The sequence below is a fragment of the Actinobacillus vicugnae genome (assembly GCF_901687125.1).
GTDB lineage: Bacteria > Pseudomonadota > Gammaproteobacteria > Enterobacterales > Pasteurellaceae > Actinobacillus > Actinobacillus vicugnae.
Genome location: NZ_CABFJY010000017.1, coordinates 17,384 through 27,405, shown reverse-complemented (window position 1 = coordinate 27,405; position 10,022 = coordinate 17,384). Strand labels below are relative to the sequence as shown.

Here is a 10,022-nt window from a genome sequence, read left to right as displayed (position 1 = left end):
TGGAAGAATATGTGATGTATTACAACCAAAAGCGTATTAAAATGGATTTAAAAGGATTGAGCCCTGCACAATACAGAGCTCAATATTTATAGTGTACTAACCTGTCCAACTTTTGGGGGGCAGATCATTGGCAATAGCCGCAATTCAAATCGCAACGATGAACGTAAACCAGCTACTCGCTCAAGCCGATTTGAAGATAAACCTCGTTTTGATAAGCCGAAATTCGCTGGCAAAAAAGCCCGTTTTGAACGGCAAGAAGTTCGTGAAGTGCTTTCCCCTACCAGTGGTAAAAAGGCGAGTGGTGAAGGCAGTGTACAAATTAGCGTAAAAGGCATCAATAATGCGCTAAAAGAGAAAAAAACAGGCGCGCTTTCACCTCGTGCACCAGAAAAAATTAAGAAAAACCGTGCTGAAGAAATGAAAGTGTACGGTGAAAATGCTTGTATTACCTTATTCCAGCAAAGACCCAACGCCATTGTGCGCTTATGGGCAACCGTAGAAGGTGCAAAAAAATTAGGTGAAATGCTTAGCTACTTAGCCGAACATAAAAAGGCTTATCATGTGGTTGATCGTGCTGAAATGGAGCGTGTAACAGGAACAGAACACCATGGCGATATGTGCTTATTAGTCAAAAAAATGACACCATTCTCATTAGAAGGTTATTTACAAGTGCCTCGCAAACGTGATTGTTTAGTGTTATTGGATGCAGTACATAATGCGCAAAATATCGGTGGCGTTATTCGTACTTGCGCATTTTATGGCGTAAGCGGTGTGATTGTTGAGAGCACCGATACACTCAATTCAAGTGCAGCAGCTCGTGTTGCGGAAGGTGGTTTAGAATTTATTCGCCCACTTGAAACTAAGCACAAACAAATTGCACTCACCCAATTACGCAATGCTGGCTATCAAATTGTGCATTTAACACGTAATAAACAAGTAGCTTCACTCGCTAAAACTAAACTTGCGGAAAAAACAGTTTTTGTGCTCAGCGAAACTCCAACGCAAGAAATTGAATATCCAGAAGATACCAATCTGCAACTTTCATTTGAAAACCCATTAAATAGTGGCTTAAACGTAGCAGTAAGTGCGGGCATTGTGCTGAATCAGTGGTATCTCACTCACATAGCTTAACATACCAAACAAAAAGGCTTACCGAATACGTAAGCCTTTTTTATTACATTTTGAAATTAACCAATTAGCCCTTTTATTCCATCAAAAATTAAAATCAAACCAAATAAAATAAAAATAACACCCGCGATATTATCAATATAACGACTGTATTTTGAATAAAATACTCGCACAGGTTTACGAGAAAATAATAAAGCAACTAACACAAAATAAATAAAAGTCGAGAATACAAATAAAAATAATAAAATAAATAGCTCGTAGGTTTGAGAAAAGCTTCCAATAAAAGCAGAAACAACACTAGTGAAATAAACACCTGCTTTTGCATTAAAAATATTAATTAACAATCCTTTTTTAATTTCATCAAAACTATTTAATCGAACAACATTCTCTACACTATTATTAAAGGTAGCATTTTGGGTAACTCTAACCATCAAAGAGCCAATATATGCTAAATATGCACCACCAATCATCATAATAGAATACTGAAAAAGTGAGCCAATGTTATTACTTAACCATGCTAAGCCAAAAATTGCAAAGCTAGCCCAAAAAATAATCCCTAATGAAATACCTGTTGCAGCTAAAATACCCGCTCTGGTTGAATGGCTTGCTGATTTACGCACAACATAAAAAAAATCTGGACCAGGACTTGCTAAGCCTGCAAGATGAACTAATAAAATAGTAAGCATAATATTTTTCCCTAAATAAACCAATAAATTAAATGCAATGCTAATAACGCATAAACTGCAGCAAGAATATCGTCAAACATAATCCCCAAGCCCGTTTCTAATTTTTCATCAAAATAACGAATCGGATAGGGTTTTAATATATCAAAAATACGAAAGCAAATAAAAGTCAGTATATATAACAACCAATTATATTCAGGCAAAAAAGCAAACATCATAAAAATAGCAACAATTTCATCCCACACAATTCTGCCATCATCATGTACATTTAAATCTTGGCTTGTTTTATCACAAATATAACAGCCTGCAATAAAGCCAATTAAGCTAAGCCCGATAAAAAACAGTGAACTAGCGGTCAAATTCCATAATAAAATTGCAATCAAAACGCCTGCAAGCGATCCCCAAGTGCCTGGTGCTGGCTGAATTAAGCCTGAGCCAAACCCCGTGGCAAATAAATGTATTGGATTTTTTAAATTAAACTTTTTCATTGTTATTTTTATTCACTAAAATGATCAAAACCAACCTGAGTTGGCACGGGAACGGGTTCACCTTGTTTGAGCAAAATCAAGCCATTGCTTGCTGGTGTGACTCTACCGATACAAGTAACTTTAATCCCTTGCGAACGTAAAATTTGCTCCATTTCCGACCGCTTGTTATCCGCAACCGTAAAACATAATTCATAGTCTTCTCCACCTGTTAAAGCAAAATTAATTGCCTCTGATTCACTAAACTTTGCGATAAGATGAGAAGAAAGCGGTAAATTATCTAATTCAATTTCAGCGCCAACTTGGCTACGAGTTAAAATATGTCCAAGGTCTGCCAACAAACCATCAGAAATATCAATCGCACAGCGAGAAAATGCGCGTAAAGTCAGCCCTAATTCAATTCTTGGCGTAGGACGCAAGTGGCGTTGCAATAAATAGCGGTCAGATTCATCCAAAATTTTACAATTGTTCAATAAAAGCGATAAACCTGCAGCGCTATTACCTAAACTACCTGAAACAAAAATCCAATCGCCAACTTGTGCTTGATGTCGGAACAATCCTTGATCTTTTGGTAAAATCCCTTGTGCAGTTAGAGTAAGAGAAAGTGGCCCACTCGTGGTATCGCCGCCAATAAGATCAACATGGTAGCGATCTAACACTGCAAATAAACTTTGGCTAAATTCCGCAAGCCATTGATGATCGACTTTTGGTAGCGTTAAAGCTAAGGAAACCCAAGCAGGAGTTGCCCCCATTGAAGCTAAATCGCTTAAATTTACCGCCAGTGTCTTATAGGCTAAATCCGCAGCCGAAATAGACGGAAGAAAATGCGTTCCAGATACTAATGTATCAGTAGTAATAGCTAAACGCTGATTGGGTTTTAGCATTGTAACGGCACAGTCATCCCCAACCGCTAAATCAACATCCGTACGCTTGTTATTACGTTTAAAATATTGCGCAATTACTTCAAATTCCGTCATTATTCTCCCCTTTCAATAAACAAAAAAGAAGGCGAACCTACGCTCACCTTCTTTTTATAACTCAATTATTTACGACCTAAAGCTGGCGCTAATTTATCTAAAATCCCGTTGATGTATTTGTGGCTATCATCTGAACCAAATACTTTTGCAACTTCAATCCCTTCATTGATGACCACTTTGTAAGGCACATCAAGTTCATATTTTAATTCATACGTTGAAAGACGAAGAATAGTACGTTCAATTGGATCTACTTCATCTTCTGCACGATCTAAAAACGGACGAAGTTCGCTATCAATCGCTTCTACATATAATACTGTGCCACGTAATAATTTGCGGAAATAAGGTAAATCAACACCATTCATATCTTGATCTGTTACAAATGCTAATTCAACTTCTTCTACGCTATTTTGCGAAACATACCAAGAATAAAGAGCCTGAACCGCACACTCTCTGGCACGGCGACGTGGAGAAACTTTCATAAAACCTCTGCGTTTATCATAAAGAGCAAATTGTGACGAAGTAAATCGCCACACAAAAATCCGTATGCAATCAAGCTATCACTTATTGCAATTTAAGCGAGGGATTTTAACACAATTTATCCTATTTTGCGGTAATTTCTATGAGGAATAGTAATAAATTTATTGTTTTTGGTTTTGCACAATATAAGGCGTTACAAAAATAATCAATTCTCGTTTGCTAATTTTGTCGCTTGAATGGCTAAACAACTTTTTGATAACTGGAATTGAGCCTAAAATCGGGACTCGCTCTTCACCTTTGGTGCTTAAATGCTGAAAAATACCTCCCAGCACAATCGTTTCACCATGTTTAGCAAGCACTTGCGTATTTAGCTCTTGCTTATCAATTGTTACTAAACCATTAACTGCAGAACTATTTGAATTTGGGGAATTTTGCGTAACCACAAGATCAAGCAAAATTTGCTTATCATTTGAAATATGCGGAGTCACTTGTAACCCCAGTACCGCTTCTTTAAACTCAATATTTTTCACTTCATCTTTACGATTATAAAGCACATAAGGAATTTCAGCCCCCTGCTTGATACTCGCTGTTTTTTTATTGCTGGTCAACAAACGAGGGCTAGCAATAATTTCAACGTTATTTTCTTGTTCTAATGCGGTTAATTCTAAATCAAGCACTCGCCCATTAATTTTTGCTACTTGCAAAGCAATAGAAGCGGCATTATTTACGGGGAAATTCACATTTAAATGATTGCTATTTGGCAAACCATTTGCTTCAAGTGCGCCCGTAATTTTATGATGCCCATTAGTTGGTGAAAACATTCCCCAACGTACACCAAGCTCCTGTAAACTTTCGCTACTTATCGTCACAATTCTTGCTTCAATCGCTATTTGTTCTGTCGGCTTGTCTAAGTTCTTAATCAACTTCACAATATTTTTCATAGAAGCAGAGCTATCTTTAACAATTAAGCTATTACTTCTATCATCAAAATGTAGATAGCCATTCTCTGATAAAAAATTACCGCTTCCTTTAGTTAAAGATTCAATCACTTCTGCCGCCTTAGCGTAATTTAGTTTAATCGTTTTAGTAATTAGCTTTGGCTTGAGTATTTCTGGGTTTAATACGGATGCTGGCACTTTTTCATCTTTTTTATTGTGAATAAAATAGATCTGTTGTTCATACGAACTTGTGAGGTGATTGGCTCTCACAATACTTTTCAATACATTATCAAAGTCACTATGTTCAATACGTAACGTCGTATTTGTTTCAATATTATCGCTTAATACAATATTTTTCCCATGTTCTTCTGCTAAATAACTTATCACTTCTGCTGTTGGTGCATTTTTGAGTGAAAGAGAAAATCCATTAGCCAATGTGGAAAACGATATAAAAAAACATAACAAAATTGTCTTTTGCATTTATTACTTCCTATAATTTTAAAATAATTTTGGCAGGTGAATTACAATTTTTCTCGTATTGCCAATCAATATACTTGATAGCACTTAGGCTTATTTCAACAATTTGAATTTGTTCATCCGATAACCAATCATTTATCTGTAAATCAAATATTTGTTTTTCTGGCGTCATAAATATTGCTTTATATTTGTTATCTTTTTCTAATACACCAATAAATTTTAGCTGTGATAATTTAAGCGGTACATAGCGTATTTTTTCTAATGATGGTTGGCTACAAGCGGTCAAACTTTCACTATTTTTTACAATTAAGGATTCATTATTTTCATCTAAATTTCCATTGATTGATGCTTCTCCATAAAATGGTTCTGCAAAACTGACTGATGAATAAATCAACACCCCTAAAAAACATTTATTCATGATTATCCTCCATAAAAATGACAATAGCTTTTAATTGTATCTGTTTTTCATGATTTAATTTAGTTAAATCAATTTCTTTAAATTTGATATGTTTTGTTTTTGATAAATCATTAATCAATTTAAAGATGGTAGTCACTTTATGATTTAACGAAAAATAAATTGATTTTTCCAAGTCTAAATTCCACTGCATTTGTTCTAATTTTACTTGATGATAAGCAAATACCTTCTGAAGTTGTTGATTTATCTGGCTTATATACTGTTCTTTTTCTTTTGAATTAGTTTGATGTTGGAGAAATGTTTGATAAACCGCCTGTTTCTGTTTTATATCTTCGGCTAATTTAACTGCTTCCAACCTCAAATTCTCTCTTAAAACATACTCCATTCCAAAATGATAAACTGGATAACCTGTAATAAACACAAAAATACTAAACATCACTAATTTAAAATTTTCATTTATATAAGATAAAAACTTAAATATATAACCATTAGGCAATAAGTAGGCTTTACTAATATCAAACACAATCACTCCTTGAATAAGATATTTAAACTAAATTCAACTTGGTTTTTCTCGCTAATTTGTAAATTAACTAAAGAGAAATGAAATAATTCTTGCGCAGATAAATATTTTTCTAACTGTTCAAATTGTGATGAATTAGCCAAAACACCCGTTAGTTTCATGATCGGTTCAGGATCTTTTATTAAGATAGCCTGCTCTATTCCCCCTTGTGGCAATGGCAATTTTTGTAGCAAATTTAAAAAATCAATAATTTGTTTTTCTGTTAATGTTTGCACGAAATGCTGAATTTTTGGATTTTTTTGCTGCATTAATCTGCTATTTAAATGATCTAATTGTGCTTTAAGTTGCTGATTTTGATTTACAAGCGGTCGATTTTGTTGATTTATTTGCAGCGCATTAAATTGTAAATACAGCGCAATTCCAATGGCGAAAATCAGAATGAATAACAGGCTAGATAGTTGTCGATAGCTTCTTTGCAACCAATGCTTTCTACGTGAATCGTTTAAATCGATTCCTTGCCATTCCATAAGCTTGCTCCTAATGCGGTGATATATAAGAAGGGATCTTTGATCGAATCAGGCAAGTCTAATTGCGTAATACAGCAATTTGCTTGTGTAATGTCATTACCTAATTCAATTGATTTGAGGGTAAGTTGTACTGTTTTATCTTGTAATGCATAAATTCGCTGTTGCTGGGCTAAATCTGAATCAAACAAAGTATTAAAGCCTCGGATAAAACAATAGAGTTCACAATCCAAAATCGTATTCGGTGAAACTAACAGTGAATTGGCATAATTTTTACGTAACGCATAAACAACAATTTTTACCACACCATCATTCGGTAAAGGAAAAAGCTGATAATCGAAATTCACATCTTCAATGGCAAGCGGTAATTCTTGCCTTAAAACTTGCAAGATCTGGCGATAAATAAAATCTTGGTGATAGCTTATTGGTAAGAAGAGATATTTTCGCCAGATATATTGAAAAGGAATAGTACGCACCAAAGTAAAATTTGCAGGAAATTCAACCGCTTGCGGTAAGCTAAATTCACTTTGTACTTCTTTCGGTTGCCAGTAAGCCTCAGGACTATTTGTTTGTTTATTCGCAACTACAAAGCAACGATAATGCTGATTCTCACTCATTCCCACTAAGTAAGGTTTCTGCGACTTTTTCAGCAACTTGGCGAAACTTTTCACAATTTTACTCCTTTAGGTGGTCGTTATATGATTTTTAAGCAGTTTTTTAGACTGTTTTAGCTTATACTTACATATTTATAGTGCCGTTATATTGGCTATAAATTTTTATTTCGTCATTTATCAAAAGAGAATTTTTCGATGAAGATCGCAAAAATAGTATTAAGTGCTTTTCTTTCTCTCATCATTTTGGGAGGGATTGTTGCAGGACTTGCATATTTCCATATCAAAGAGAGCCTTCCAAATGTTTCAACGTTAAAAACCGTTGAACTACAACAACCTATGCAGATTTTTACTGCAGACGGAAAACTCATTGGTGAAGTGGGTGAACAACGCCGTATCCCAGTGAAACTAGCAAATATTCCGCAAACGTTGATCGATGCGGTTATCGCAACAGAAGATGTGCGTTTTTACGACCATAATGGCATAGATCCGAAAGGGATTATGCGTGCAATTTGGCGTTCAACCCAAGGCGATACCCAAGGTGCGAGTACTATTACGCAGCAGTTAGCTAGAAACTTCTTCTTAACGCCAGAACGTAATATGGAGCGTAAAATTAAAGAAGCAATTTTGGCACTTGAAATTGAAAAAGTACTCAGTAAAGATGAAATTCTTGAACTGTACCTTAATAAAATCTATTTAGGCTATCGCTCACACGGTGTTGCTGCTGCGGCTAAAACATATTTTGGTAAAAACCTCGATCAATTAACATTAGGCGAAATTGCAATTATTGCAGGTTTACCAAAAGCCCCTTCGACTATGAATCCGCTTTACTCGGTAAAACGTGCGGAAGCTCGTCGTAATGTGGTATTAGGGCGAATGTTAGAAGTAGGTAAAATTACACAACAGCAATATGATCAAGCCAAAGCCGAACCTGTAAAAGCAACGTTCTATGGTACAGCATTAGAATTTAGAGCAGATTACGTAACTGAAATGGTGCGCCAAGAAATGGTGAAACGTTACGGCGAAGATGTTGCATACAATAAAGGTTTTAAAGTGTATGCCACCGTACTTTCTACCGACCAAAAAACCGCACAAGATGCCTTAAGTGAAAACTTAATTAACTATGATCGCCGTCATGGCTGGCGTGGTGCAGAAAAGTTATGGAAAGATAAAAATGCTTGGGATGAAGAAAAAATTATTGAGCATTTAAGTAAATTACCAAATTCAGAACCTTTTGTTGGCGCTGCCGTAATTGCGACTACGAAAAACGGTTATACGATTATGTTAGCTAATGGTGATAAAACTGAGCTAAAAAAATCTAATGCGACCTTTGGTAGACAGATCAAATTAAATGTAGGCGAGCAAATTTGGGTTCGCCAACCAAAAGCAGGTGGAGATTGGCATTTAGGTCAGATTCCTGAAGTAAACTCTGCGCTTGTTTCACTTAATAGTGATAATGGCGCGATTGAAGCAATCGTTGGTGGCTTTAGCTTTGAGCAAAGCCGCTTTAACCGAGCAACTCAATCATTGGTGCAAGTAGGATCATCAATTAAGCCGTTTATTTATACCGCAGCGATGAATAAAGGCCTGAGTCTTTCAACTACCTTGAGCGACTCTCCAATTACTATTACTAAGCGTGGACAAAAACCATGGACTCCCAAAAATGCCGACAACCGCTATGAAGGTCCTCTACGCTTACGTGTTGCGTTAGGTAAATCTAAAAACATGGTGGCAATCCGCACGTTACAAATGGCTGGCTTAGATTATGTTGCCGACTATTTAGAACGTTTTGGTTTTAGTCGTGATCAGTTTATGGCAACAGAGGCATTAGCATTAGGTGCAGCTTCTTTCACCCCACTTGAAATGGCACGTGCTTATGCGGTATTTGATAATGGCGGTTATTTAATCGATCCTTATATTATCGATCGTATTTTAGATAACCAAGGCAATGAATTGTTTAAGGCAAACCCTGCAATTGCTTGCTTAGAATGTGCAAACATTCCTGTTAAATATCCTGAACCGACCTATTTTGACGGGGTAAAAATTCACGATGAAGAACAACTTCGTGAAGCATTAGGCAATCCAAGTGAAGAAAATATCACAGAAGAAGTTGAAGCTGAAGTAAGTAATGAAGAGCCTGAAATTAAGCCTACAGTGAAAGCCAATGCACCAAGTTTAATGACTGAAGCTGCTCAAAACTCAACTGAAGTGCGCTATGCGCCTCGCGTGATTAGTGGTGAACTTGCATTCTTAATGCGTAGCGCATTAAATAGTGCGATTTATGGCGAACAAGGTCAAGCTTGGAATGGCACAAGTAAAGCGCTTGCAAATGATTTCAAACGCAAAGATATTGGTGGTAAAACGGGGACAACCAACAACTCAAAAGTAACTTGGTATGCTGGTTTTGGAGCAAATATCGTCACAACTGTTTATGTTGGTTTTGATGACAATAAGCGTGATTTAGGGCGAGGCGAAGCAGGTGCAAGAACGGCTATGCCAGCATGGGTAAAATATATGAAGGTTGCGTTAAAAGATAAGCCTGAACGTGATATCCCACTGCCTCAAAACATTATTGAAGCAAAAATCGATGCGACAAGTGGCTTCTTAGGTAATCATTTAACTGAATACTTTATTAAAGGGACAGAACCGACTAAAAAGTATATTGTTGAAAAAGCCTATAAAGTACCTCAGTCGCAAAGTAAACAGCTCCATATCGAACAGCGTTTAGGCTTACCGCCGAAAGGCGTTTTAAGCTCTCCAGCAGGTAGTGAGTTATTCTAAAAATAA

General features: G+C 36.2%; 12 protein-coding genes. 3 read left to right on the top strand and 9 right to left on the bottom strand.

Annotated elements, in window-relative coordinates:
* Both F8M47_RS05400 and F8M47_RS05395 read left to right on the top strand, forming a co-directional pair.
* Window positions 1-92, top strand: a 92-nt coding sequence (locus F8M47_RS05400) for an IS3 family transposase (RefSeq protein ID WP_150538174.1), incomplete at its 5' end; no start/stop codon positions are given.
* A 31-nt stretch (window positions 93-123) separates the two neighbouring features.
* Entirely contained in the window at window positions 124-1,131 is a 1,008-nt protein-coding gene (locus tag F8M47_RS05395; protein WP_150539150.1) for a TrmH family RNA methyltransferase, read from the top strand.
* A 56-nt stretch (window positions 1,132-1,187) separates the two neighbouring features.
* Here the strand turns inward: F8M47_RS05395 and F8M47_RS05390 are convergent, their stop codons facing one another.
* The 9 genes from F8M47_RS05390 to F8M47_RS05350 form a co-directional block, all read right to left on the bottom strand.
* Entirely contained in the window at window positions 1,188-1,814 is a 627-nt protein-coding gene (locus F8M47_RS05390) for a LysE family transporter (RefSeq protein WP_150539149.1), read from the bottom strand.
* Between the two features lie 11 nt (window positions 1,815-1,825).
* On the bottom strand, window positions 1,826-2,299 hold the full coding sequence (locus tag F8M47_RS05385) for a phosphatidylglycerophosphatase A family protein (RefSeq protein WP_150539148.1): 474 nt from the start codon (window positions 2,297-2,299) through the stop codon (window positions 1,826-1,828).
* Window positions 2,300-2,307: 8 nt separating this feature from the next.
* The gene (gene thiL / locus F8M47_RS05380; RefSeq protein WP_150539147.1) at window positions 2,308-3,273 is read right to left on the bottom strand and encodes a thiamine-phosphate kinase; all 966 of its coding nucleotides are present in this window, start codon (window positions 3,271-3,273) and stop codon (window positions 2,308-2,310) included.
* 65 nt (window positions 3,274-3,338) lie between these two features.
* Window positions 3,339-3,752, bottom strand: coding sequence for a transcription antitermination factor NusB (gene nusB, locus F8M47_RS05375; protein ID WP_150539146.1), 414 nt, complete (start codon window positions 3,750-3,752; stop codon window positions 3,339-3,341).
* 159 nt (window positions 3,753-3,911) lie between these two features.
* The gene (pilQ, locus tag F8M47_RS05370; protein ID WP_150539145.1) at window positions 3,912-5,168 is read right to left on the bottom strand and encodes a type IV pilus secretin PilQ; all 1,257 of its coding nucleotides are present in this window, start codon (window positions 5,166-5,168) and stop codon (window positions 3,912-3,914) included.
* A 10-nt stretch (window positions 5,169-5,178) separates the two neighbouring features.
* A complete protein-coding gene (locus F8M47_RS05365) occupies window positions 5,179-5,583 on the bottom strand; it encodes a pilus assembly protein PilP (RefSeq protein ID WP_150539144.1) in 405 nt (134 codons plus the stop codon).
* A complete protein-coding gene (locus F8M47_RS05360; protein ID WP_150539143.1) occupies window positions 5,576-6,103 on the bottom strand; it encodes a chromosome segregation protein in 528 nt (175 codons plus the stop codon). Before F8M47_RS05360 ends, F8M47_RS05365 begins: the two co-directional genes overlap by 8 nt.
* A gap of 2 nt (window positions 6,104-6,105) precedes the next feature.
* Window positions 6,106-6,627 carry a hypothetical protein gene (locus F8M47_RS05355; RefSeq protein WP_150539142.1) on the bottom strand — a complete coding sequence of 174 codons (522 nt, stop codon included), beginning with the start codon at window positions 6,625-6,627 and terminating at the stop codon, window positions 6,106-6,108.
* Window positions 6,603-7,295 (bottom strand): type IV pilus biogenesis protein PilM, encoded by a 693-nt coding sequence (locus F8M47_RS05350; RefSeq protein WP_150539141.1) that lies wholly within the window; start codon window positions 7,293-7,295, stop codon window positions 6,603-6,605. The genes F8M47_RS05355 and F8M47_RS05350 overlap by 25 nt, the downstream gene beginning before the upstream one ends.
* Window positions 7,296-7,433: 138 nt before the next feature.
* Here F8M47_RS05350 and F8M47_RS05345 point away from each other — a divergent pair, with 138 nt between their 5' ends.
* Window positions 7,434-10,016 (top strand): penicillin-binding protein 1A, encoded by a 2,583-nt coding sequence (locus tag F8M47_RS05345; protein WP_150539140.1) that lies wholly within the window; start codon window positions 7,434-7,436, stop codon window positions 10,014-10,016.
* Window positions 10,017-10,022: the final 6 nt, after the last annotated feature.